Annotated in this window: 23 protein-coding genes; 5 read left to right on the plus strand and 18 right to left on the minus strand. The window is 66.2% G+C overall.

Annotated features, from left to right (window positions below; all coding sequences use genetic code 11):
- Positions 1 to 115: 115 nt before the first annotated feature.
- The 6 genes from prmB to uvrC form a co-directional block, all read right to left on the minus strand.
- Positions 116 to 1,081: a 50S ribosomal protein L3 N(5)-glutamine methyltransferase gene (prmB, locus tag QX051_RS25290; RefSeq protein WP_315777990.1), complete on the minus strand. Its 966-nt coding sequence runs from the start codon at positions 1,079 to 1,081 to the stop codon at positions 116 to 118.
- The gene (locus QX051_RS25295) at positions 1,081 to 1,545 is read right to left on the minus strand and encodes a molybdenum cofactor biosynthesis protein MoaE (RefSeq protein ID WP_315736601.1); all 465 of its coding nucleotides are present in this window, start codon (positions 1,543 to 1,545) and stop codon (positions 1,081 to 1,083) included. Before QX051_RS25295 ends, prmB begins: the two co-directional genes overlap by 1 nt.
- A gap of 37 nt (positions 1,546 to 1,582) precedes the next feature.
- Positions 1,583 to 1,834 carry a molybdopterin converting factor subunit 1 gene (gene moaD / locus QX051_RS25300; RefSeq protein ID WP_315736602.1) on the minus strand — a complete coding sequence of 84 codons (252 nt, stop codon included), beginning with the start codon at positions 1,832 to 1,834 and terminating at the stop codon, positions 1,583 to 1,585.
- 2 nt (positions 1,835 to 1,836) lie between these two features.
- On the minus strand, positions 1,837 to 2,472 hold the full coding sequence (pgsA, locus tag QX051_RS25305) for a CDP-diacylglycerol--glycerol-3-phosphate 3-phosphatidyltransferase (RefSeq protein ID WP_315777991.1): 636 nt from the start codon (positions 2,470 to 2,472) through the stop codon (positions 1,837 to 1,839).
- A gap of 255 nt (positions 2,473 to 2,727) precedes the next feature.
- Positions 2,728 to 3,063 (minus strand): GIY-YIG nuclease family protein, encoded by a 336-nt coding sequence (locus QX051_RS25310; RefSeq protein WP_315777992.1) that lies wholly within the window; start codon positions 3,061 to 3,063, stop codon positions 2,728 to 2,730.
- A gap of 134 nt (positions 3,064 to 3,197) precedes the next feature.
- The gene (gene uvrC, locus QX051_RS25315) at positions 3,198 to 5,264 is read right to left on the minus strand and encodes an excinuclease ABC subunit UvrC (protein WP_315777993.1); all 2,067 of its coding nucleotides are present in this window, start codon (positions 5,262 to 5,264) and stop codon (positions 3,198 to 3,200) included.
- 244 nt (positions 5,265 to 5,508) lie between these two features.
- Between uvrC and QX051_RS25320 the strand changes: the two genes are divergently transcribed.
- Complete coding sequence (locus QX051_RS25320) at positions 5,509 to 6,144, plus strand: porin family protein (RefSeq protein WP_315713602.1); 636 nt, start codon at positions 5,509 to 5,511, stop codon at positions 6,142 to 6,144.
- Positions 6,145 to 6,420: 276 nt separating this feature from the next.
- On the opposite strand, the gene QX051_RS25325 is transcribed toward QX051_RS25320, so the two are convergent.
- The 4 genes from QX051_RS25325 to QX051_RS25340 form a co-directional block, all read right to left on the minus strand.
- Positions 6,421 to 6,636, minus strand: coding sequence for a cold-shock protein (locus QX051_RS25325; RefSeq protein WP_006612991.1), 216 nt, complete (start codon positions 6,634 to 6,636; stop codon positions 6,421 to 6,423).
- A gap of 253 nt (positions 6,637 to 6,889) precedes the next feature.
- On the minus strand, positions 6,890 to 7,750 hold the full coding sequence (locus QX051_RS25330) for a 23S rRNA (adenine(2030)-N(6))-methyltransferase RlmJ (RefSeq protein ID WP_315777994.1): 861 nt from the start codon (positions 7,748 to 7,750) through the stop codon (positions 6,890 to 6,892).
- 135 nt (positions 7,751 to 7,885) lie between these two features.
- Positions 7,886 to 8,590: a ribonuclease T2 gene (locus tag QX051_RS25335; protein ID WP_316227454.1), complete on the minus strand. Its 705-nt coding sequence runs from the start codon at positions 8,588 to 8,590 to the stop codon at positions 7,886 to 7,888.
- Positions 8,591 to 8,721: 131 nt separating this feature from the next.
- Positions 8,722 to 9,186, minus strand: a complete 465-nt coding sequence (locus QX051_RS25340) for a hypothetical protein (RefSeq protein ID WP_315713599.1) — start codon at positions 9,184 to 9,186, stop codon at positions 8,722 to 8,724.
- Between the two features lie 168 nt (positions 9,187 to 9,354).
- Here QX051_RS25340 and QX051_RS25345 point away from each other — a divergent pair, with 168 nt between their 5' ends.
- Positions 9,355 to 9,660, plus strand: a complete 306-nt coding sequence (locus QX051_RS25345) for a hypothetical protein (protein ID WP_315778009.1) — start codon at positions 9,355 to 9,357, stop codon at positions 9,658 to 9,660.
- A gap of 68 nt (positions 9,661 to 9,728) precedes the next feature.
- Positions 9,729 to 10,274: a DUF3617 domain-containing protein gene (locus tag QX051_RS25350; protein ID WP_315736610.1), complete on the plus strand. Its 546-nt coding sequence runs from the start codon at positions 9,729 to 9,731 to the stop codon at positions 10,272 to 10,274.
- Between the two features lie 51 nt (positions 10,275 to 10,325).
- On the opposite strand, the gene QX051_RS25355 is transcribed toward QX051_RS25350, so the two are convergent.
- From QX051_RS25355 to QX051_RS25375, 5 genes are all read right to left on the minus strand, one after another.
- On the minus strand, positions 10,326 to 11,318 hold the full coding sequence (locus QX051_RS25355; protein ID WP_315777996.1) for an NAD(P)H-quinone oxidoreductase: 993 nt from the start codon (positions 11,316 to 11,318) through the stop codon (positions 10,326 to 10,328).
- An 18-nt stretch (positions 11,319 to 11,336) separates the two neighbouring features.
- Positions 11,337 to 12,542, minus strand: coding sequence for an ABC transporter substrate-binding protein (locus tag QX051_RS25360; RefSeq protein WP_315777997.1), 1,206 nt, complete (start codon positions 12,540 to 12,542; stop codon positions 11,337 to 11,339).
- An 82-nt stretch (positions 12,543 to 12,624) separates the two neighbouring features.
- Positions 12,625 to 13,476, minus strand: coding sequence for a fumarylacetoacetate hydrolase family protein (locus QX051_RS25365; RefSeq protein ID WP_315736613.1), 852 nt, complete (start codon positions 13,474 to 13,476; stop codon positions 12,625 to 12,627).
- 31 nt (positions 13,477 to 13,507) lie between these two features.
- A complete protein-coding gene (locus QX051_RS25370) occupies positions 13,508 to 15,031 on the minus strand; it encodes a bifunctional 3-(3-hydroxy-phenyl)propionate/3-hydroxycinnamic acid hydroxylase (RefSeq protein ID WP_315777998.1) in 1,524 nt (507 codons plus the stop codon).
- A gap of 69 nt (positions 15,032 to 15,100) precedes the next feature.
- Entirely contained in the window at positions 15,101 to 15,892 is a 792-nt protein-coding gene (locus QX051_RS25375) for a DNA-binding transcriptional regulator (RefSeq protein ID WP_315777999.1), read from the minus strand.
- A 140-nt stretch (positions 15,893 to 16,032) separates the two neighbouring features.
- Between QX051_RS25375 and QX051_RS25380 the strand changes: the two genes are divergently transcribed.
- Positions 16,033 to 17,016, plus strand: coding sequence for a VOC family protein (locus QX051_RS25380; RefSeq protein ID WP_315778000.1), 984 nt, complete (start codon positions 16,033 to 16,035; stop codon positions 17,014 to 17,016).
- A gap of 13 nt (positions 17,017 to 17,029) precedes the next feature.
- Here the strand turns inward: QX051_RS25380 and QX051_RS25385 are convergent, their stop codons facing one another.
- The 3 genes from QX051_RS25385 to QX051_RS25395 form a co-directional block, all read right to left on the minus strand.
- Positions 17,030 to 18,418 carry an ATP-binding protein gene (locus QX051_RS25385; protein ID WP_315754775.1) on the minus strand — a complete coding sequence of 463 codons (1,389 nt, stop codon included), beginning with the start codon at positions 18,416 to 18,418 and terminating at the stop codon, positions 17,030 to 17,032.
- Between the two features lie 180 nt (positions 18,419 to 18,598).
- Positions 18,599 to 19,330, minus strand: a complete 732-nt coding sequence (locus QX051_RS25390) for a response regulator transcription factor (protein ID WP_315736618.1) — start codon at positions 19,328 to 19,330, stop codon at positions 18,599 to 18,601.
- Positions 19,327 to 19,878 (minus strand): MarR family winged helix-turn-helix transcriptional regulator, encoded by a 552-nt coding sequence (locus QX051_RS25395; protein WP_315778001.1) that lies wholly within the window; start codon positions 19,876 to 19,878, stop codon positions 19,327 to 19,329. The genes QX051_RS25390 and QX051_RS25395 overlap by 4 nt, the downstream gene beginning before the upstream one ends.
- Before the next feature lie 347 nt (positions 19,879 to 20,225).
- Between QX051_RS25395 and QX051_RS25400 the strand changes: the two genes are divergently transcribed.
- On the plus strand, positions 20,226 to 21,305 hold the full coding sequence (locus QX051_RS25400; protein ID WP_315778002.1) for a branched-chain amino acid aminotransferase: 1,080 nt from the start codon (positions 20,226 to 20,228) through the stop codon (positions 21,303 to 21,305).
- The last annotated feature ends 109 nt before the right edge of the window (positions 21,306 to 21,414 follow it).

The following is a 21,414-nucleotide window of genomic DNA, read 5'->3' on the forward strand; positions in this document are numbered from 1 at the left end:
GTTCCTGCTGCCCTGGTGAGCGGATTCTGCACAGCAGCAGCAGATTGTGCCGCATATTGGAAGTCGCCGCGTCATTTCGCGCCAACCGCGCGGGTGTGCCTCAGGCAGCCGCGTCTCAGACGAGATCGCGCGCGGTGATCCAGAACACCTCGCCCTCGGAGTCCTCAGTGTCGAGCCAGAGCAGCGGCAGGTCGGGATACGCCGCCTCGATCTGCGGACGGTCGCGGCCGACCTCGCACAACAGCCCGCCTTCGGCGGTCAGGTGGTCGCGCGCCTGGCCGAGGATGCGGTGGATGATGTCGAGGCCATCAGCGCCGCCATCGAAGGCCAGCGCCGGCTCGGCGCGGCATTCCCGCGGCAAGCCGGCCATGCCCTCGGCATCGACATAGGGCGGATTGGTGATGATCAGATCGTAGCGGCGCTGGCTGAGGGGGGCGAACAGGTCGCCGCGGTGCAGCGAGACGCGCCCGGAGAGATCGTAGGCGGCGACGTTCTTCGCCGCGACGGCGAGCGCATCCTTGGAGATGTCGACCGCGTCGATGACTGCATTCGGGAAGTGGCGGCTCGCGAGGATGGCGAGGCAGCCGGAGCCGGTGCAGAGGTCGAGCACGCTGTCGACCGCCAGGGGATCGTCGATCAGCGAGGTGCCGTCGCCCTCGGCGCCACCGAAATGCGTCTCCAGCAGCTCGCCGATGAACGAGCGCGGCACGATGACGCGCTCGTCGACATAGAACGGCAGGCCGCGCATATAGACCTTGTTGACCAGATACGCCGCCGGCTTGCGCGTGGTGATTCGGGCGGTGATCAGGTCGAGGATCGTCTTGCCTTCGGCGGCGGTGACCCGGGCCGTGACGAAGGTCTCGAACTGATCGGGGCGCAGATGCAGCGCCTCGCCGATCAGGAAGGCGGCCTCGGACACCGGATCGGTGGTGCCGTGCGCGAACACCAGATCGGCGTTCTGGAAGCAGCTCACGGCGTAGCGCAGGTAGTCGAGCAGGCTCACCAGCTCGCCCGCATTGACCTTCGGCAGCCTCAGTGCCGCCGCCTTGCGCGGCGCTGCCGTCTTGACCGTCTTCGCCATCACCTTGTCCAGCGCGCTGCGGCGGCGTCATCGTGGCTCCTGGCCTCGACCCAGCTGCCGCCGTCCTCGGTTTCCTCGCGTTTCCAGAATGGCGCGTTGGTCTTGAGATAATCCATCAGGAACTCCGCGGCCTCGAACGCCGCCTGGCGGTGGCTCGACGCGGTCACCACCAGCACGATGTTCTCGCCCGGCCGGATCCGGCCGAAGCGGTGAATCACGGTCAGCCCCTGCAGCGGCCAGCGCGTCATCGCCTGTTCGGCATGGCGCATGATCTCCGCTTCCGCCATCCCGGGATAGTGCTCGAGCGTCAGCGCGCTGATCGGCGTGTCATGGTCGTTGCCGCGGCACAGGCCGGAGAAGGTGACGACGGCGCCGATGTCAGTGCGGCCATGGCTGAGCGCCGCGATCTCGGCGGCGGTGTCGAAATCCTCGTGCTGCACGCGGACGGTGACGATCGCGGTCATGATGCCGTGTCCTGGTCTGCCGGTCCGGCGCTCGGCCTCAGCCGCCGGTCATCGGCGGGAAGAACGCGATCTCGCGGGCGCCGGCGATGGCCGCATCCGGCTGCACATGGGTCTGGTCGATGGCGGTGCGGATCACCTTGGGCTTTTCGAACGCATAGGCGTAGTCCTCGCCCTGCGCGCTGAGCCAGGCGATCAGCTCGCTGACCGTGCGGACATCCGCCGGCGGCTCGATGGTCTCCTCGGCCTTGCCGATGCGCTCGCGCACCCAGGCGAAATACTTCACCTTCATCGCTAGTCTGCCTCGATGAGGTGGTGGATGCCGGCGCGGAAATAGTCGTAGCCGGTGTAGATGGTGAAGACCGCCGACAAGCCGAGCAGCCAAATTCCGATCCCGCTCACGATCGGGCCAACGGCCGTCGAGATCTGGGCGACCGCGGCATCGCCCGCCTCGCCCGCGAGCAGGAAGCCGATTGCCACCAATTGCATCGTGGTCTTCCATTTGGCGACCTTGGTCACCGGCACCGAGACGCGCAGCGCGGCGAGATATTCGCGCAGGCCCGACACCAGGATCTCGCGGCACAGGATCACAATGGCCGCCCACAGCGACCAGTTCTGGATGGTGCTGTCGGCGGCCAGCATCAGCAGGCAAGAGGCGACCAGAAGCTTGTCGGCGATCGGGTCGAGCATACGGCCGAATGCCGATTGCTGGTTCCAGATCCGCGCGAAATGACCGTCGAGATAGTCGGTGATCCCAGCCGCAATAAACACCGCGACGGCGACCCAGCGGAGCCACAAAGGATACATCCAGACCGACTGCGCGTAGATGCAGCCGACCACGACCGGTATCGCGGCGATGCGCGTATAGGTCAGGATGTTCGGCAGGGACGTCGACGTCTTGCTGGGCACGCGTGTGGTCGCAATATTCATCCCGTGTACCAATACTGATGCCGTGCGAACGTCAACCTTCGAGCCGAGCCGCCCGGACAGGATGACGCAGATATGACGCAAATCGCAACAAAGCCTTGCGGAGATAGGAACTCTCGCGCGCGAGGCAACGCGAGCCGCAACGCTTCATTAAGCAACCGGACGCGGTCGCGCCAGTGCCCAGATCGGCGGCCGCGACGCGTGGCCGCGACCTTATTGCAGTGCGGTGACAGCCGGGCGAATGCTTGAGCGGAAGCCTCAGATGGCCTCCGCGCCATGCACCGCGCACCAATGCGCCTGGCGTTCCGCGAACACGCGGTCGCGGACATAGGCCAGCGTCTCCTCATCGAAGGTCTCGATCACCTCAAGACTGAACGCGTCAGGGCCGTGGGCGGTCCACGCCGCCTGCAGCCCGCCGCGGCGGTGGCCGCCCTGGCGCAGGGTGAACCACAGCCGGTTCTGGATCTTGTCGAGATCCGGCGCGCAGCCGACCCAGCGCTTGCCTGTGGCGGTGCAGGTGACGGCGAAGATGCCGGCGGGCGTTTTGCGTTCCTTGTAGGCGGCGACGGCCGCCTTGCGCTGGTCGGGGGTCATGGGCGCTCCTGATTATCACCCGGGCGTATATCGGATATTTCTATCCGGGTAAAATAATTTCTGCGTGCTGGCAGGGCCTCCGGGAGGGGCCGGCCCCGACGACTGGGCTTGCGCCGGATCGGGAGGTCGCAGCCTCAACCCGCGTTGCTGTGAAAATATTCGAAAATCTTCCGCGCGCTCTCGGCGCTCACGCCGGGCACCTTGCCGAGGTCGGCGATCGAGGCGCGCTCGATCTCCTTCAGCGTGCCGAAATGGTGCAGCAGCGCGCGCTTGCGCGACGGACCGATTCCGGGGATCTCCTGCAGGCCGGCCTCGCGGATGTCCTTCTTGCGCAGCTTGCGATGTGAGCCGATGACGAAGCGATGTGCCTCGTCGCGCAGGCGCTGGATGAAATACAGCACGGGGTCGCGCGGCTCGAGCTTGATCGCCTCCCGCTCCGGGACGAACAGCGTCTCGCGGCCGGCGTCGCGATCGGGGCCCTTGGCGACCGACATCAGCGCGACGTTGGTGACGCCAAGCTCGGTGAAGATCTCGCGGACGGCATTGAGCTGGCCGCGGCCGCCGTCGATGATGACGAGGTCGGGCCATTGCGGCACGTCGTCCTCCTTGGCCGCGCGTGCGACATCCTTCTCCGACGGTGACACCAGCCGCTTGAAGCGGCGCTGCAGCACCTCCTTCATCATGGCGTAGTCGTCGCCGGGCGTGAGACCTTCAGACTTGATGTTGAACTTGCGGTACTGGTTCTTCATGAAGCCGTCGGGGCCGGCGACGATCATCGCGCCGACCGCGTTGGTGCCCTGGATGTGGCTGTTGTCGTAGACCTCGATGCGCTTCGGGACCTGCGGCAGGCCGAGCGTCGTGGTCATCGCCTCCAGCAGCCGGCTTTGCGTTGCGGTGTCGGCGAGCTTGCGGCCCAGCGCCTCGCGCGCATTGGTCAGCGCGTGGGTGACGAGGTCCTTCTTCTCGCCGCGCTTCGGGCAGGACACCTCGACCTTGTGGCCGGCCTTGACGCACAGTGCCTCGGCGAGCAGCTCGGCCTCCTCGATCTCATGCGACAGCAGGATCAGCTTCGGCGGCGGCTTGTCGTCGTAGAACTGCGTGATGAACGCCGACAGCACCTCCTCCGGCAGATAGCTCTTCTCCGCGCGCGGGAAGTAGGCGCGGTTGCCCCAGTTCTGGCCGGTGCGGAAGAAGAACACCTCGACGCAGGAATAGCCGCCTTCCTGGTGGATGGCGAACACGTCGGCTTCCTCGACGGTGCGCGGGTTGATGCCCTGCTGCGAGGAGATCGCCGACAGCGCCGCGAGACGGTCGCGATAGACAGCGGCAGTCTCGAATTCGAGTTCGCCAGACGCCTTCTCCATTTCGGTCGCCAGCAGCGCCTTCACGGCCTGACTGCGTCCGGACAGGAAGTCGGTCGCCTCGCGCACGAGCTCGGTGTAGCCGGGGAAGTCGATCTCCTGGGTGCAGGGACCCGCGCAGCGGCGGATCTGATGCAACAGGCAGGGGCGGGTGCGGCTCTCGAAGAACGAATCGGTGCAGGAGCGGATCAGGAAGGCGCGCTGCAGCGCCGTGATGGTGCGGTTGACGGCACCGGCCGAGGCGAACGGACCGAAATAGCGCCCCGGCCTGGACTGCGCGCCGCGGTGCTTGAGGATCTGCGGCGCCCAATGGTCGCCGGTGATCAGAATGTAGGGGAACGACTTGTCGTCGCGCAGCTGCACGTTGAAGCGCGGCTTGAGCTGCTTAATCAGGTTGGCTTCGAGCAGCAGCGCCTCGGTCTCCGTGGTGGTGGAGACGATCTCGACAGTCACGGTGGCGGCGATCATGCGCAGGATGCGCGCCGGCAGCGGCGCGTTGGCGCGGGCGTAGGACGACAGCCGCTTTTTGACGTTCTTGGCCTTGCCGACATAGAGCACGTCATGGGCCGCATTGAGCATGCGGTAGACGCCGGGCGAGGTCGGCGCCAGCCGCACCGCGTTCTCGATCGCGGCATGGCCGATCGCCAGCGGGCCCTCGCCGACCGCCTCCAGGCTCTCCTCGGCCAGCTCCGGCAGCCGGCCGTCATCGTCCTCGTCCGCAGCCGGGGCGGCGGGATCGAGGTCGGGCGTGTCGATGGCCTCGGGGGGCAGGTCGGCAGAGGCGCCACGCCGGCTCGGGGGCGTCGGCGCCTTGGATGGGTCGGAGCTGTGGGTGGTCATGTCCAACAAATTAAGCGCTGCCGCGCCGCCTCGCCAGCTTGCGATGGCGCCATGCACAGGGCAGGGCGGTAACGCTTCGTTAAGCACGTTAATGGCCGGGTAACCCGGCTTAACAACGGCTTAACCTAAAACTCTCGATAAAAGCTCACGAAAGAAGCGAGAGTTCCGTAACCACGTCGGCCCGCGCAGCACAGTCGCGCGGCGCACGCTCCGGGTGGTGACGGCGAGTTGCGTGGAGTGAGCGATGAACAGGTTCTTGGTCGGTGCTGCCGCCGCGGCGGGCTTGGGCGCGGCGGCTCTCGGATCGGTCTCGGCGCAGGCGGCCGATCTCGGCTATGGGCGCGGCGCGCCCTATACCGTGAACCAGCCCCTCAACGCCTATAGCTGGGCCGGCCCCTATCTCGGCGGCACGCTGGGCTACGAATGGGGCACCGTCGGCAACAACCCGACCAAGCCGTCCGGTCTCACCGGCGGCCTGACCGCGGGATACAATTGGCAGAACGGCCCATGGGTGTTCGGCGCCGAGGGCGACATCAACCTGACCGGCGCCAACGACACCTTCGCGCCGTGGAAGTTCTCGAACCCGTGGTTCGGCACATTGCGCGGCCGCGCCGGCTACGCCTTCAACAACATCCTGTTCTACGGCACCGGCGGCCTCGCCTTTGGCGGCCTGCGAGCCGAGACCTTCGGCCTTTCGGAATCGCACACCACGGTGGGCTGGACGCTCGGTGCCGGCACCGAGTTCGGCCTGGCGCAGAACTGGACCGCCAAGATCGAGTATCTCTACGTCGATCTCGACAGCAGCAATTTCGTGATCACGGGGGCGAAGAACGACTATCGGTTTGGAATTGTGCGCGCAGGCATCAACTTCCACTTCTGATGGCAACGAGGGAATAGGAAGAAGAAACGTCCAACGACAACCTCCCGGCCGCTCGCGCGGCCGGGATTTTTTTGTCGGAGTCCCTTTTGTCGTAGCGCTCCGTGCAATCTGGAGGCATGCAGCATCGCGCGCGGCCTGCACGTACGAGCCGGCAATGCTGTGCACGCGAGCCGGCGGCGCTGCCGGCAGCTTCCAAGCGAACGAATGAGATGCCGTCGAGGCGCCCGCGGCTGCAGTCTCACGCCGGCGCTTGAACCATCGCCAAGCGGGCTCGCCCTAAGACGACAGCACCAGGTTCACCGCCTTCGGGCCCTTGCCCTTCTTGTCCGGCTCGACCTCGAAGCTGATCCGCTGTCCTTCGGTCAGATCCTTCAGGCCCGCGCGCTCCACCGCCGTGATGTGCACGAACACGTCGCGTCCACCGTCGTCCGGCTTGATGAAGCCGTAGCCGCGCTCACCATTGAAGAACTTGACCGTCCCAGTCATGGCCATCGGGAAACTCCTCCCCCGCAATGCTTCCTCCACTGCGCGCTCTGCGCAGCGTCCGACCGGACATCACTTTGATCGGAAAGCGTTGGCCACCTTAACGCCCAGCGCTCGCCACGCCGGATCGTCTGGATCTTGTTAGGCCTTGATCACCCCGCCGCAACCATTCGCGGAAGCGGAACGTAAAGCCAGTCTTACAATCAGGCACAATAATACGGTTCCGCGCCGATTGACTACGGCTTTTCGACCAGTCGCCGTTTCAAGCTTTGGGGAATTCGATCCGGAAGCGCGCCGCGCCGCCCTGGCCGAGCGGCTTCTGCAGTTCCTGCAGGATGAGCTTCAACTCGTCATGCAATGTCCAGGGCGGGTTGACGATCAGCAGCCCGGTCGAGGTCAGCGCCTCGCCTTCGATCTGCGGCGCAACACTGAACTCGATCCGCAGCACCTTGCCCGGCGGCTTGGCCGCGGCCGCGAGCGCCGCGACGCGATCGGTGAGCTCTTCCGTCGCGCGCCGGCTCTTGGCGGGATACCAGAGCACGTAGATACCGGTGGTCCACTTTGCGAAGGCCGCAGCAAAGCGGTCCGCGAGCCGCTCGAACTCATCCTTGGCCTCGAACGCCGGATCGATCAGCACCACGCCCCGGCGCTCGTTCGGCGGCACGAAGGCGGGCAGGGCGACCCAGCCGTCGAGATCGACGACGCGGGCCTGGGTGTCGCGGCGCAACTGATCGATCAGCTGCTTGCGGGGGATCGGCGCGAGCTCGCACAGGGTCATGCGGTCCTGCGGCCGCAGCAGCGCCCGGGCGATCAGCGGCGAGCCGGGATAGGCAACCAGCTCGGCCTTCGGGTTGAACGATCTGATGATGTCGAGATAGGGCGACAAGAGTGCATAGGCCTGCTCGGAGAAGCGCGCCTGCAGCACGCGAGCGATGCCGGTGAGGAACTCGCCACTGCGGATGGCCTCGTCGCCGGTGAGATCGTACAGGCCAGCGCCGGCATGGGTGTCGATCACCCGGAACGCAGCGGGCTTCTCCTGGAGGTAGATCAGGATGCGCGTTAGCACGATGTGCTTGATGACGTCGGCAAAGCCGCCGGCGTGAAAGGCGTGTCGGTAGTTCATGCGGCACGAGTTACGCCGTTCCGCGTCAAAAGGGTACCCCGTCGATGCGCCGGATGGATCCAGAGAGCATCGGATCAGAGCCGCGGCGAGAGGCGCCGCAGGCCGACGCACTGCGGTCGCCCGATTCGGCCGTCGCTAGCCGCCGCGGACCGGCGGCATGTTGACCTCGTCGCGCCGGCAGGCCTGGCGGTCGATCTCGTCGCAGCTGCGAAACTCCAGATCCTTCGACAGGCAGATCCGGACCTCGCTCAGCCTGGTGCGGTTGCAGGTGACGGCAATGCCCGATGTCGTGAGCTTGGGGTTGGCCTTGATGAAGGCCTCCTCGACCGCCCCCGGCGCCACCGTCTTGGCCTCCGTAAGATCGAGGAATTCCGGCGGGATCTTGATGGCGGCGCGGGCCTTGCGGATGATTTCGAAGTAGGCCTTCGCGGACAGGCCGGCGCAGGTGCCGTGCTTGTCCCACTCGTTGTAGATCAGGCCCGGTGCCGGCATCAGGTCGAGCATCGAGGTCATGATGTTGCGCGGCAAGCGCGGCGCCGGCTGCTCGCAATATTCGGGGTAGCCGTTCTCGTATTGCGGCCACAGCCCGTGCACGACGAACGAGTAGGGTCGGCCGCCGCACTGCTGGGACCGGCTGCCGCGGCCGCCGCGCTCCTCGGCTTCGGCACAGTACGAGGGCGACCAGGATAGCGAGAGAACGTAGAAGTCGAACGCGCCCGGCGCGTTCTGGCGGCGGTCCTGCGCCTCGGCGGAGCCAGCCGCGAGCACACCCAGCAAGAGGGCAAAGCAAGCGATCATTATGGACAACAGGACGGCAGGTCGGCGCAGGCAATCGAACATGGCGAACTCCCCGGACAATGCCAGGAGCCTAGCAGCGCGCGGGAACATTTCAAGAACAAAATGGCTGCCCCGAGGCAGCCATTCGTCAGCCGGCCGCCCGCGCGAGCGGCCGATGGTCCGACAAAATCGAATCAGGGCTTGGCGGCGCGGCAGGCCGGATTGAAGGCCCAGTTGCGATCGAGGCCGACGACGCAGAACTCGACGCCCTGGTCATAGCCGGCGAAGCCGCCATCCTCGATGATCGAGAAGTTGACGGTGCGCGCCTTGCCGTCGCTGATCATCACGCTGCCGGTGCAGAAGCGGCGCGGAATATTGTCGGACTGCCAGGGGCGGAAGGCGATCTCATGGACGTTGGCGACGCCGGTGATCGTCAGCGAGGAATTCCAGAAGGTGCTCTCCTTGTCCTGGAATCGCGACACGATGGTCGGAATGGCCGCCTCGCAGGGGGCAACCCGGCCTTCGTACTTCGGGCCGGACAGCCAGAAGTTCATCTCGAGCGGATTGGCGGCCTGAGCCGGGGCGGTGGCGACAATGGCGGCAAGCAGCGCGCCACAGGCGGCGCCGAACATCTTGAAAGGTGAGCTGAAGTCGCGCATGGGCCGTCCGCAAGGCTGATCCGGGAGCGTGGACCGTGCCGCGGCGGCCACAGGAGGTCAAGTGCAACGCGGCAACACTCCACGATTAGTCCTGTTAACGCGAGGCTGGTGTTCTTTTCTTGACCGCACAGGACCTTTAGGATGGCACGCCAGCTCAAGGAGAATGCAATGCGGACGCTGAAGGCCGGACTCGTGAAGACTGCAGGCCTCGTGGCCGTTGGGATGCTGCTGGCTGCCGCATCGGCCCACGCCGACGTGGTGCCACCCTTCAAGGGCAACGACACCGGCGGCATCATCGCCTACCAGCTGGCCCAGCGCACGGATGCGCGCCAGCTCGCGGTCGATCATTGCGCCTCCTACGGCAAGGTCGCGAAGTTCCGCGCCGTCGATGCGCGCTACGGCGGCTACGTCTCGTTCGCCTGCCGCTGGGTGCCCTATGGCTCGGCGCAGCGGCCGCTGCGGACGCTGTACTAACGTTCTCCTAATTGCCATCTTTTGGCGGCATTCGCTCCGACATCGCGCAACGAGCCGGAACGGAACACATGACCTGCACACGCACTGCCATCGGCCTTCTGGCCTGCTGTCTCCTCAGCGTGACCGCGAGTCACGAGGCCCGTGCCGTGGACCTGCCGGTGCGCAAGGCGGGCCTGTGGGAATTGAAGATGGTCAGGTCCGGCGGCCAGCTGCCGGAGATGACCATGCAGCACTGCACCGACGAGACCACCGACAGGGACATGAACAACATGGCCTCGCCGATGGCGCAGCAGGTCTGCTCCAAGCAGGACATCCAGAAGACCGCAACCGGCTATGTCAGTGATGCCGTCTGCAGCTTCGGCGGCATGAACACGACCTCGCACGCCGACATCACCGGTGACTTCAACTCAGCCTACACGGTGAAGACCACCTCGCGCATCCAGGGCGGTGCCGCCGGCGCCGCCAAGGAGACCGCGATGACCATCGAGGCGAAGTGGCTCGGCGCCTGCAAGCCCGACCAGAAGCCCGGCGACATCGTCATGCCCGGTGGCATGAAGATGAACATCAAGGACATGAACAAGCTGAAGAACCTCATTCCGGGCGCCAAGCAGTAGGCGGGCGGCCGTTGCGTTTGGCGGCACGAGCGCAGAGACATGGATCGTCGCTCATTCGCGGACGCAAAGCACGATCTTCCCGATATGTCGGCTCGTCTCCATGCGGGTGTGCGCATCGGCCGCCTCGGACAAGCGATAGATGCTGTCGATGTGCGGCCGAATGGCCGTCCCGAGAAGGGGCCCGACGCGTTGCCGCAGGTCGGCCGCGATGCGTCGTTTGAGGTCCAGTGCCGTCGAACGCAGGAACGCGCCGGTGATGCTGGCCCGGCGCGCCATCAGGCCGCGCAGCGGCACCGCCAACTCGTTCCCATGTCCGGCTGAGAGCAGGGCGATCCGTCCGCCCATTGCGAGCGCCACAAGGTCCTGCGCGATGTGAGCGCCTGCGGAGGTGTCGAGGATGCAGTCGACACCGCGCGTCCCCGTCGCCGCGCGGATCTGCTCGGCGAGATCAGGATCGGCGTAGTCGAACACGGCGCTGCAGCCGAGCCTGAGCGCCGCGGCGCGCTTCTCTGCGGTGCCGGCGGTGGCGATGACGGGATGACCCAGCGCGCGCAGGAGCTGGATCGCGATCGTGCCGACGCCGCTGCTTCCGCCATGAATCAAGGCGGTCTCGCCGGGCGCCATGCGCATCAGCTCGAAGAAATTGAACCAGGTCGTGAACAGCGCCTCGGGCAGGGCGGCGCCTTGGATCCAGTCGAGGCCGCTCGGCAAGTCCAGTGCAAGATGCTGATCGGTGGCGACGTATTGCGCGTATGAACCGCCGTCGGTCAGTGCGATCACCGCTTTACCCAGCCGTTCCGGGGAAACGTTGGCGCCGCAGGCCACGATGCGCCCCGAGGCTTCCAATCCCGGCACGGGATTGGGCTCCCGCGACAGCCCGGCAGCGCGCTGGTTGCAGTCATGACGGTTGATGCCGGCGGCTGCGACCTCGATCAGCACATCGTCTGGTCCGAGGCGCGGGACCGGCCAGTCCTGTCGCTCCGACAGGACCTCCGGGCCGCCCGCGGCGGTGATGATGACGGCGCGCTGATCGTCCGGAATCATGCTTGGTCGCTCATGTGCTCACTTACCGACCAGGCTGCACTTGCTGCGGTCGAGCGGGCGAAACGCCTGATCGGGGGCGATCTTCGTCACCAGCTTGACGAAGTCCCAGGGGCCCTTCGATTCGGCGGGAGTCTTGACCTGGACCAGATACAGGTCGTGCACCATGCGCTGGTCGTCGCGGATCTGGCCGTGGTCCGCATAGGCGTCCGAGACCGGCGTCGCCTTCATCCTCGCCATCACGCTTGCGCCGTCGTCGCTGTCGGCATCCTTCACCGCCTGCAGATAGTGCCGCACGGCCGAATAGACCCCGGCCTGTATCTGTGACGGCATCGCCTTCCGGCGCGCGTAGAACGCGTCGGAGAAGCGGCGCGCGGCGGGGGAGGCATCCTCGAAGAAGCTGGTGACGATGAGATCGCCCTGCGTCGCCTTGAGGCCGATGGCTTCAATGTCCACGTTCTGGAACGACATCGGCACGATCTTCATGCCTTGGGCCGCAAGCCCGAACTCCTCGGCCTGCTTGATGGCTGTGGCATTGTCGCCGGCGACGTTGAGCGCCAGGATCTTGGCGCCGGAGGCCTGGGCCTGCAGAAGGAAGGATCCGTAGTCCGGCGTACCGAGCTGCGCCTTGACGCTGCCGGCGACCTTGCCGCCGAGCTCGGCGATGCGGGCGCGCGCGGTCGCTTCCACCGAATGACCGAACGCGTAGTCACCGGTGATGAAGAACCATGGCTCCTTGCTGGTCTGCATGATGCCCGAGACGACTGCGGTCGCGGTCGAATAGGCGTCGTGCGTCCATTGCACCGAGGTCGGGGCGCAGGCCTCGTCGGTGAGCTGATTGGCGCCGGCCCCGGAGATGAGAAAGATCTTGCCGTTGCTGCGCACCAGCTCCTGGACGCCAAGGGCCGCGCCGGAGCTGCCGCCGTCGGCGATCGCCTGCACACCGTCCTGCTCGAACCAGCGCCGGGCGATCGCGACCGCGATATCCGGCTTGTTCTGATGGTCGGCCTGAATGATTTCGATCGGCCTGCCGTTGATCTTGCCGCCAAATTCCTCAGCGGCCATCCGGGCCGCTTCCACGGAGCCGGGCCCCATCGCGGTCGCGAAGATGCCGGTCATGTCGGTGAGCACACCGATACGGATGGCGCTCCCCTTGATTTCGGCCTGCGCGGATGAGCCTGCAAGCAGCAGCAGGCCAGCGATGCTGGATCTGAGACAGCGCGACATGATGATCCTCCCCGGACTTGAAGATTTGGTTTTTTGTCGTGTTTGATTGGTGCGCCTCGCGGTTCTCCGCGAGGCGGAGACGTCAGGCTGCCGGTTCGGCAGCCACGGGATTGCGCAGCACGCCGATGCCCGAAATGTCGACCTCGACCGTATCGCCGGGCTTCATGAACAGAGGCGGGGTGCGCTTGAAGCCGACGCCTCCCGGCGTGCCGGTGACGATCACGTCCCCCGGCAGCAAGGTCATGATCGTCGAGCAATAGACGATCAGATCGGGGACATCGGTGATGAGGAGATCCGTGGTGGTCCGCTGCACGGTCTCGCCATTGAGGCGGGTCTGCAGCGTCAGTTTCGACGGGTCGGGAATTTCATCAGCCGTGACCAGCCAGGGGCCGAACGCGCCGGACCGGTCGAAGGTCTTGCCCGACAGGAATTGCGATGTATGGCGCTGCCAGTCGCGGATGCTGCCTTCGTTGTAGCAGGAATAGCCGGCGATGTGCGCGAGCGCGTCCTGGCGCCGGATGTGCCGGCCGGCTTTCCCGATCACGAGCGCAAGCTCGCCCTCGTAGTCGAAATGATCGGAGACACCAGGGCGAATGACCGGCTGCAGATGGCCGACTTGGCTGGTGGGAAAGCGCGCAAACAGCGCAGGTTTCGCGGTGACGGTCCGCCCGGTCTCGGCGACGTGGTCGCGATAGTTCAGGCCAACGCAGATGATCTTGCCGGGATCAGGGATGACGGGCGCGAAGGCGATCGCACTGAGGGGATAGTCGGTCTGTTCGCGGGCGAGCAGTTCGGCGGCGTGACCGAGCGCATCCGCCTCGAGCAGCGCGCGCAGGCTCTTCGCCGGCAGCCGTCGGCCGAGGTCGACGACACCGTCTCCCTTCAACGCGCCGTATCCGGGACGCCCGTCGATCACAAAGGAAACCAGCTTCATACGTGAACCCTCTCAAAAAGAACGGAAACGCTCAGGCCGCGCTCGGCAGCGGTGCGAGGAAGGCGAGGCCTGACAACAGCGCCGCGGGATCTTCGCCCGTGCGGACTGCACCCAGGATGTAGCGGTCGGGGCGCATCAGCACGGCGTCGAAGCCGTGCTGATCGAGCCAGCCGTCGAGGCCGCCAGCTTCCTCGCCGCAAATGACGGCGACGTCAGCGGCCGTCAGGCGGGCGTGATGCTGCTCGATCATTGCGGTCCCGAGACCCGACCGGCATAGCAGCGCGAAGCGATAGCCGACGCGGTCGTCGCTGCGGCCGAGATCGCGGGTGCGGAATTGCGGCGCCAGCTTTCCCGTCATGCTTCGATCGCCGCCGGCAAGGCCCGGGCCGAGCAGTGGCTTCTGCACGTCGAGCTTGAGCTGGCCGTCGCCCTGTGCCGTGCCGGTCGCAAGCGCCGCCTCGACCGCCCTGGTGTTGATGAGTCCGCCCAGCCGGATCGCGAGCTCGATGAATTCGCGCACGTGGGGCGCGCGCTCGCTCTGATAGGTGTCGAGGAGATCAGGAGTTGCCTTGCCGGCAATCACACGAGCCAGCTTCCATGCGAGGTTGGCCGCGTCGCGAATGCCGGCACACATGCCCTGACCGAGAAAAGGCGGGGTCTGATGCGCGGAATCACCTGCGAGCAAGAGCCGTCCGGCACGCCATTGCTGGGCGACCGCGGAGTGGAATGTGTAGACGGCGGCGCGTTCGATCTCGGCCTCTGCGGGCCGGAGCCAGGGCGAGAGCAGCTCCCACACGCGAGCCGGTTGGGTGATCTCGACCGCGTCCTCGTCAGGACGTACCGTGATCTCCCACCGGCGCCGGTTGCCGGTGCCGCGAATATAGGTTGCGGGACGCTGCGGGTTGCAGTGCTGGACGCTGAAGTCGCCGAGATCGGGCCGCTCCTGCCTCAGCAGCACGTCGCAGACGAGCCAGCGCTCGTGAAAGCCGAGATCGTCCAGCGCCGAGCCGATGAAGCGGCGCACCAGCGAACGTGCACCGTCGCAGCCGATGACATAGGCGCAGGAGATGTCGACGAGCCGGCCGGTACCGAGGTCTTCATAGCGAACGCGCGCACCGTTGTGGTCCTGCTCGAGCGCGAAGACATCACAGCGCGTGCGCAGCTCGACATGAGGCCAGCGCGCGAGTCCCTTGTTGAGCACGTTTTCGAGATCGGGCTGGTGGAATCGGTAGCTCAGATTCCAGCCCATCGAGGTCGGCTCGCGGGTGCGCGGCCAGTCGAGCAGCAGCCGTCCCTCGGCATCGACGAAGCGCATGCCGGGACTCAATGTAAGGTGGGGCAGGATGGCGTCGGCAAGGCCGATGGTCTGGAACACGCGCATGCATTCGTCGTCGAAATGCACCGCGCGCGGCAAATGATAAGCCTTGGCTTCGCGCTCCAGGATCAGGGTGCGGATGCCGCACAGGCCGAGCAGATTGGCGAGCGTCGAGCCGACGGGCCCGCGACCGACGATGACGACGTCGAAGCTTCCGGAGTGTGCGGCCATGTTGCTCATGGCTGCATCTGTTCCGCAACCGCCTCGCACCTTCAAGGCGCGGTCGCAAACTGTCCGCGCAGCGGACGCTCAGGCCTGGACGGGAATCGCGGCTGCGGCGTCGCGCAATGGGGCCGCGTATTGAGCGACGGCGTCCTCGAGGGTCATGGCGGAGCGGATCCAGATGATCGAAATGCAGCCGAAGACGACGTCGCCCCGCACGATCGGCACTGCGATCGACGACGTCTTCGGATTGAATTCGCCCTCGTTGCGGATTGCATAGCCGCGCTGAGCCGTTTCCGTCACCATGCGCTGCAGCCGCTCGGGCGCCAGGAAGGAAACGTCCTCCGCATTCTCGATGCGTCGCAGGTGGTTGATGATGATGTCCCGCTCTGCGGGCGGGCAAGCGGCCAGATAGGCCCGGCCGGCCGAGGTCTGCAGCATCGGCAGGCGCTTGCCGATCATGCTGCGATCGATCGAGAGCGGGCTGCGCGCATGCGTGGTCTCCTGGATGACCATCGCGCCGTTCTCATAAGTCGACAGATCGACCGGCCAGATCAGGCTGCGGCTGAGCTCGGCGAGATAGGGCGCGGCGACCTGGCAGATGAAGATGCCGGGATCATAGCCGTCGCCGAGGCTCAACGCGTGGCGCGTCACCCGGAAGCGGTCGTCGCTGGCGCTGCGCGCGACATAGCCGAGTTCCTCGAGTGTTTCGAGCAACCGATAGACCGTGGGCCGCGGCAGATCGAGCTGGCGCGCCACGTCGCCGGCGCGAATGCCCCCGGACCGATTGACCGCGCGCAGCACGTCGAGCCCCCGCTTGAAGGCGCGGACACCCTCCGCAGGACGGGCTTGCGGAGATCGCGTCCGTTGCTTGGACACTTGGAAAATCCTCCCTGTTCTTCGTTTCCGTCCGCCGATACCGTCTTGAGAACGCGAGCCGGATGCAGGGGCGGCAGTCTACTGCAGGACCGCGCGGAGCTGATACGAAATTCCACCCGCACCTTTCGGGAGAAAACAAGATGGAAATAACGGAGCTCGGTTACATCGGCATCAAGTCGTCCCAAGCGGAGCAGTGGGGACGCATGGCGACCGAGCTCCTCGGGATGCAGCGCGTGGATCGCGCGGCCAGCGTGCAGGCCTATCGGATGGATGATCGCAAGCAGCGGCTGATCGTCGATGGCAGCGGCGATGGCGGGCTCGCCGTCATGGGCTGGGAGGTCGGCGACGCCGCGGCGCTCGCGCGCCTCGCGAGCCGTCTCGACGACAACGGCGTGAAGGTGGCCCGCGGTTCGCAGGCACTGGTCGACGAGCGTCATGTCACCGAGCTGATCTGCTTTCAGGATCCCGCCGGCAACACGATCGAGGTGTTCTGGGGTGCAGCTGTCGCCTCGGATCCCTTCAGGCCGGGACGTCCGATCTCCGGCTTTCGCACCGGGCCGCTCGGCATGGGACACGTCGTGCTCAACGTCGAGGACGTCGAGCCGCTGCTGCGGTTCTATCGCGACCTGCTCGGCTTCAAGGTGTCCGACTTCGGCCTGACGCCGTACAAGCTCTATTTCTTCCACGTCAACGGCCGCCACCACAGCTTCGCGATGGTCGGCTCCGGTCGCCGCACACTGCATCACTTCATGGTGGAACTAGGTAGTCTCGACGACGTCGGCCAGGGCTACGACCTGGCACAGCTCGACGACGGGCGCGTGGCCTACACGCTGGGCCGTCACACCAACGACCACATGACCTCGTTCTACGTCAACACGCCCTCCGGCTTCTTCATCGAATATGGCTGGGGCGGCCGGGTGATCGATCCCGCGACCTGGCAGCCGCATGAGACCCTTGACGGCCCGTCGCTGTGGGGGCACGAGCGATTGTACCTGCCGGATGAGCAGCGCAAGCGCCTGCGCGATATGCGGCTGTCCGCGGCTGCACGCGGCGTTCGCGTGCCGGATCCTCGCGTTCCGGCACTGAACTGCGCGTGGCTCGACGCCGTGGTCGCGCAGGAGTGAGCTAAGCAGCGCGCTACACCGGAATCCGCACGCTCGCCCGCAACCCGCCCATCGGGCTGTCGCCGAGGGTGATGTCGCCGCCATGGGACCGCGCGATATCGCGGGCGATGGCGAGGCCCAGGCCCGTGCCGCCCTCGTCCTGGTTGCGCGCGTCGTCGAGGCGCAGGAACGGCTTGAACACCTCCTCGCGCATGTCGGCCGGGATGCCCGGGCCGTCATCGTCGACGGTGATGGTGAGGTAGCGGTGGTCGCGATGGCCGGTGATGGCGATCGCATCGGCATGGCGCGCGGCGTTGGAGACGAGATTGCCGAGGCAGCGCTTCAGCGCCTGCGGCTTCACGGTGACCACAGGCAGGCCGTGGAACGAGACCGTGGCGGAATGGCCGTTGCGCTCGGCGTCGCCGCGCAGCTCCTCGAGCGCGTTGGAGATGTCGGTCGGCTGCGCGATCTCGCCATTGTCGCCGCGCGCGAACGCCAGATAATCCTCCAGCATGTGCGACATCTCGTCGACGTCCTTGCGCATGGCGTCGATCTCGGGACTGTCGCCGAGCAGCGCCAGCTCCAGCTTGAAGCGCGTCAGGATGGTGCGCAGATCGTGGCTGACGCCGGCCAGCATCGCCGTGCGCTGCTCCAGGGTGCGCTCGATGCGCGCCTTCATCTCCAGGAAGGCGTGTGCCGCACGCCGCACCTCGCGCGCGCCGCGCGGCCGGAAGTTCGGCACCTCGCGGCCCTTGCCGAAACTCTCGGCGGCATCTGCGAGGCGCAGGATCGGCTTGATCTGGTTGCGCAGGAACAGCACCGAGACGATCAGCAGGATCGAGGAGGTGCCGACCATCCAGAACAGGAAGATATCGGTGTTCGACGCGTAGGCCGCGCCACGCTGCGCGAACACGCGCATCACGGCGTCATCGAGCGCGATGCGGATCTCGACCAGATTGGAGCGGCCGACGGTGTCGATCCAGAACGGACGGCTGATCTGGCGGCCGATCTGGCTCGACAGCGACTGGTCGAGCAGGTTGAAGAACGGTTTTGGCCCCGGCGGCGGCATGTCGCCGGCGGGCAGGAAGTCGACCACGAGGTTGAGCCGCTGCTGCGCGATCCGGCGCAGCATGGTGCGGTCCTTATCCTGCGGATAGCCCTTGTAGATGTCGATCAGCGCGGCGACGTCCTGCACAACTGCGGCGGAGAGGCGTCGCGTCACCGTGTTCCAGTGCCGCTCCATGAACACGCCCGCGACCACCGTCTGCAGGATCACCATCGGCACGATCATGATCAGCAGCGCGCGGGCATAGAGGCCGGTCGGCATCCAGCCCTTGAACGCGTTGCCGACCAGGCTGTTGGCGCGCGACACGCGGCGGGATGCGGTGCGGATGAGGGTGAGGCCGGTGTCGAGCGTGCTCATGTCGGGACGCTCTCGGTGCTGCCGTCATTGCGAGGAGCGAAGCGACGAAGCAATCCAGAGTCATCGCGGGACTCTGGATTGCTTCGCTGCGCTCGCAATGACGGGGATAGGTCGGTTTGTCTCACATCTTGCGGTGAGGACGCGAGAGCTGCCGCCTTATGCTTCAGAAACCCGCTCATCTCAGCCCGACGTCATCAGCCGATAGCCGATGCCGCGCACGGCCTGCAGGAACAGCGGATTGGCCGGATCGCTCTCGAGCTTGCGGCGCAGGCGGTTGATCTGGACGTCGACGGCGCGCTCGTTGACGGTGCCGTTGCCGGTCAGCGCGCCGCGCGGCACGGTCTCGCCGCGGGCATTGGCGAGGATGCGCAGCATCTCGCGCTCGCGGTCGGTGAGGTGGACGATCTCCTCGCCCTGCTTCAGCTCGCCGCGCGCCAGATGATAGACGAACGGCCCGAACGCGATCTGCTCGACGACCTCCTCGGCCGGCGGCGGCGCGGCGCGCTTGAGGATGTTGCCGATGCGCAGCGCGAGCTCTCGCGGTTCAAAAGGTTTTGCGACGTAGTCGTCGGCGCCGAGCTGCAGGCCCTCGATGCGGCTCTCCGGCTCGGCCCGTGCGGTCAGCATCACGATCGGCACCGAGGATTGCGTGCGGATGAAGCGGGCGAGGTCGAAGCCGCTTTCGCCGGGCATCATCACGTCGAGGATCAGGAGATCGAAATGCAGTCCCGTCAGCTTGGCGCGGGCATCGCTCGCGCTCGCCGCGGTGGTGACGCGATAGCCTTCGCCGCGCAGGAAGCGCGACAGCAAGTCGCGGATACGGCGGTCGTCGTCGACGAGCAGGAGATGCGGCGCGTCGTCGGCCGGCGTCTGCTGATGATGCGGGGCGATGGCGGCGATCGTCACGGTCACTCCTTGGCAGCGGCGACAGGCGTCTTGAAGATGGCTTCCAGCACCTTGTCCGGATCGTCGCGATCGATCATCGCGCGCAGGAACTGCCGGACCTTCTCGGCGCCGGCCGGTCCGATCTGCTCCAGCGCGCGATCGATGCGCCGCGTCTGCAGCCCGGCCAGCTTGGCGACCAGCGCCTCGCCCTTCGGCGTGGCGAAAAGAAGGCGCTGCCGGCGATCGTTGTTGCCGGTCTTCTGCACGATGTAGCCTTCGTCGAGCAGCTGCTTGAGCACGCGTCCGAGCGACTGCTTGGTGATGCGGAGAACGTCGAGCAGATCGGCGACCTTCAGGCCGGGATAGCGTGTGACGAAATGCATCACGCGGTGATGCGCCCGGCCGAACCCGAACGCCTCCAGCTCGTGGTCGGCATCGCCGACGAAGTCGCGGTAGGCGAAGAACAAGAGCTCGATGATGTCCCAGCGCAGCGGCTCGCCGCCGGCGGCCGCGGAGGGCTCAGCCGCGCGCAGCTCGGGGCTCAACGTCGGAGACGAGAAATTTATGTCAGCCATATTGACGTTTCTGCGGTTCAATGTTACAAAACAATCGTCCGCTACGAAATTTTAGATCGTTTCATCGGCGGGCGATGGGTCTTCAGGCGTGTCTGAACGGGCCGTAGGCAACCCCGACGGGCATCCCTGGGCGACGTATCGAACAACCGTGTGATGTCGAGCGGCATTTCGGCAAACCATACTGGACTTCCGCCGGGCGCAAAAGCATGTCCTGTGGTGGCATGCTTGCCCGGTGACCGGCTCAAAAGCCGGTCGCGGCAGGTCCGAAATTCAAAAAGCCGACTGGTCCGATCGGACGGGTCGGCGCCAGAACTCGCGAATGGCGATCAAGCGGGGGAAGCAAGGACATGACTTTGACATTCGACATCAAGCCGACGACGAACCCGACCTCCGACCAGGAGCGTGCTGCCAAGCTCGCCAACCCGGGCTTCGGCCGGGTGTTCACCGATCACATGGCCGTGGTCCAGTACAGCCAGGACAAGGGCTGGCACAGCGCACGGGTCGAATCCCGCGCCAACTTCCCGCTCGATCCGGCCGCGGCCGTCCTGCATTACGCGCAGGAGATCTTCGAGGGCCTGAAGGCCTACAAGCGCGACGATGGCGGCGTGAACCTGTTCCGCCCCGATGCCAACGCGAAGCGGTTCTGGAACTCGGCCGAGCGCATGGCGATGGCGCAACTGCCGCCGGAGGTTTTCATCGAGGCGGTCGAGCAGCTCGTCCGCATCGATCGCGCCTGGATCCCCGGCGGCGAGGGCAGCCTGTATCTGCGCCCGTTCATGATCGCCAACGAGGTGTTCCTCGGCGTGAAGCCGTCGGCGGAATACATCTTCGCGGTCATCGCCTCGCCGGTCGGCTCCTATTTCAAGGGCGGGCCGGCCCCGGTCTCGATCTGGGTCTCGGAGAACTACACCCGCGCCGCGGTCGGCGGCACCGGCGGCGTCAAATGCGGCGGCAATTATGCCGCGAGCCTCAAGGCGCAGGCCGAGGCGATCGCGCATGGCTGCGACCAGGTCGTGTTCCTGGATGCGATCGAGCGCCGCTATGTCGAGGAGCTCGGCGGCATGAACGTGTTCTTCGTGTTCGACGATGGCTCGTTGTCGACGCCGCCGCTCGGCACCATCCTGCCCGGCATCACCCGCGATTCCATCATCAAGCTGGCGCGTGATGCCGGCCGCGAGGTGCGCGAGGAGGCGTATTCGATCGACCAGTGGCGGGCGGACGCCAAGAGCGGCAAGCTGAAGGAAGCGTTCGCCTGCGGCACCGCCGCGGTGATCTCGCCGATCGGCAAGGTGTGCTCGGCGAGCGGCGACGTCCTGATCAACGGCGGCGAGGCCGGCCCGGTCGCCATGGGCCTGCGCAAGCAGCTGGTCGACATCCAGTACGGCCGCAGCCCCGATCCGCATCAGTGGATCCGGGACGTGAAGTGAGGGGCCGGGCTCCCTTGCGCTTGCAGGTTCTGGGCACAGTCTAGCCGCGATGACGGTTTGCTCCCTCCCCCGCTTGCGGGGGAGGGCTGGGGAGGGGGAAGCCCCGTAA

The sequence above is a fragment of the Bradyrhizobium sp. SZCCHNR1053 genome, from assembly GCF_032381235.1.
Lineage (GTDB): Bacteria > Pseudomonadota > Alphaproteobacteria > Rhizobiales > Xanthobacteraceae > Bradyrhizobium.

Coding starts and splice junctions, on each gene's coding strand:
- pgsA (WP_315777991.1), bottom strand. CDS start 2,472: ATGAATATTGCGACCACACGCGTGCCCAGCAAGACGTCGACGTCCCTG.
- QX051_RS25370 (WP_315777998.1), bottom strand. CDS start 15,031: ATGAGCAACATGGCCGCACACTCCGGAAGCTTCGACGTCGTCATCGTC.
- QX051_RS25320 (WP_315713602.1), top strand. CDS start 5,509: ATGAACAGGTTCTTGGTCGGTGCTGCCGCCGCGGCGGGCTTGGGCGCG.
- QX051_RS25360 (WP_315777997.1), bottom strand. CDS start 12,542: ATGTCGCGCTGTCTCAGATCCAGCATCGCTGGCCTGCTGCTGCTTGCA.
- QX051_RS25365 (WP_315736613.1), bottom strand. CDS start 13,476: ATGAAGCTGGTTTCCTTTGTGATCGACGGGCGTCCCGGATACGGCGCG.
- QX051_RS25340 (WP_315713599.1), bottom strand. CDS start 9,186: ATGCGCGACTTCAGCTCACCTTTCAAGATGTTCGGCGCCGCCTGTGGC.
- QX051_RS25310 (WP_315777992.1), bottom strand. CDS start 3,063: ATGACCCCCGACCAGCGCAAGGCGGCCGTCGCCGCCTACAAGGAACGC.
- QX051_RS25345 (WP_315778009.1), top strand. CDS start 9,355: ATGCGGACGCTGAAGGCCGGACTCGTGAAGACTGCAGGCCTCGTGGCC.
- QX051_RS25385 (WP_315754775.1), bottom strand. CDS start 18,418: ATGAGCACGCTCGACACCGGCCTCACCCTCATCCGCACCGCATCCCGC.
- QX051_RS25335 (WP_316227454.1), bottom strand. CDS start 8,590: ATGTTCGATTGCCTGCGCCGACCTGCCGTCCTGTTGTCCATAATGATC.
- QX051_RS25350 (WP_315736610.1), top strand. CDS start 9,729: ATGACCTGCACACGCACTGCCATCGGCCTTCTGGCCTGCTGTCTCCTC.
- uvrC (WP_315777993.1), bottom strand. CDS start 5,264: ATGACCACCCACAGCTCCGACCCATCCAAGGCGCCGACGCCCCCGAGC.
- moaD (WP_315736602.1), bottom strand. CDS start 1,834: ATGAAGGTGAAGTATTTCGCCTGGGTGCGCGAGCGCATCGGCAAGGCC.
- QX051_RS25330 (WP_315777994.1), bottom strand. CDS start 7,750: ATGAACTACCGACACGCCTTTCACGCCGGCGGCTTTGCCGACGTCATC.
- QX051_RS25380 (WP_315778000.1), top strand. CDS start 16,033: ATGGAAATAACGGAGCTCGGTTACATCGGCATCAAGTCGTCCCAAGCG.
- QX051_RS25295 (WP_315736601.1), bottom strand. CDS start 1,545: ATGACCGCGATCGTCACCGTCCGCGTGCAGCACGAGGATTTCGACACC.
- QX051_RS25395 (WP_315778001.1), bottom strand. CDS start 19,878: ATGGCTGACATAAATTTCTCGTCTCCGACGTTGAGCCCCGAGCTGCGC.
- QX051_RS25400 (WP_315778002.1), top strand. CDS start 20,226: ATGACTTTGACATTCGACATCAAGCCGACGACGAACCCGACCTCCGAC.
- prmB (WP_315777990.1), bottom strand. CDS start 1,081: ATGGCGAAGACGGTCAAGACGGCAGCGCCGCGCAAGGCGGCGGCACTG.
- QX051_RS25355 (WP_315777996.1), bottom strand. CDS start 11,318: ATGATTCCGGACGATCAGCGCGCCGTCATCATCACCGCCGCGGGCGGC.
- QX051_RS25325 (WP_006612991.1), bottom strand. CDS start 6,636: ATGGCCATGACTGGGACGGTCAAGTTCTTCAATGGTGAGCGCGGCTAC.